Below are 931 nucleotides of genomic sequence, written 5' to 3'. Positions count from 1 at the left end.
GACTTCCACCTGACCACCAGCTCGCCGGCAATCGGCCGCGGCACCGCGACCAACGCCTACGCCACCGACCTGGACGGCAAGCCGCGTAATGCCACGACCGGCTACGACATCGGCGCGTATCAGCACTAAGCCCGAGCACTAAACAAGAATCGGTCCGGATTCCGGACCCACTCGTCCGCGGCGCCGCGCCGCGGACTCCCTCTTGCCCCCGTCCTTAACCGGCCCTTTCGTGTGCCGCAGGGGCTCTTTTGCACCTAAGGAATGTAGAATGAAAAAGCAAGCTTCGTTTTCCCCGGCTCTCCGCATCAATGCACTGCTGTGCTGCAGCGCCGCTGTCCTCCTGACGGCCTGCGGCGGTAACGCCGACATGGGCGCCGCTGCCAGCCAGACTGCCGCTGCCATTACCAGCAGCGCCGATGCCACCACCGCCAGCGCCGTGGAACCGAATACGACCGATGCCGCAGCAGCAAACGCCTCGACCGGCACCCCCAATTTCGCACTGAGCGGCTACGACAGCCACCCGCTGGCTGCCGAAGCCCAGCCGGCCTCGATCCAGCCGCGTCTGCTGGCCAGCATCACCTCGTCGGCCACCACCGGCACCCCGACCGAGCAGGTTACCCAGCTGTACCGTACGCTGCTCCAGCGCGAGCCGGACTCGGGCGGCCTGACCTATTGGAGCAACCTGGTCGCTTCGGGCGTGCCGATCAGCTACGTCGAAGCGCAGTTCAAGGCCAGCCAGGAATACATCGACCTGCAAGCCGCCACCGGCACCGGCGGCGGTTCGTCGACCACGACCCCGGCCACCACCTATAACTACTACGTGTCGTCGACCGGTTCGGACAGCGCGGCCGGCTCCAAGGCAGCACCGTTCAAGACCCTGGCGCAGGCAGCGAAAGTCGCCACCAAGGCGGGCACCACCGTGTGGGTTGCC

General features: G+C 66.5%; 2 protein-coding genes. Both read left to right on the top strand.

Annotation, left to right across the window (positions count from 1 at the left end):
* Positions 1 to 9: 9 nt before the first annotated feature.
* A complete protein-coding gene (locus AC07PE_RS27090; RefSeq protein ID WP_498770448.1) occupies positions 10 to 129 on the top strand; it encodes a choice-of-anchor Q domain-containing protein in 120 nt (39 codons plus the stop codon).
* A gap of 139 nt (positions 130 to 268) precedes the next feature.
* Positions 269 to 931, top strand: a 663-nt coding sequence (locus AC07PE_RS27085) for a DUF4214 domain-containing protein (protein WP_498770446.1), incomplete at its 3' end; no start/stop codon positions are given.

This window comes from Telluria sp. GW821-FHT07G12, assembly GCF_059418525.1.
The sequence above is the reverse complement of the archived record's forward strand: the minus strand, read 5'-3'. Positions and strand labels throughout refer to the sequence as shown.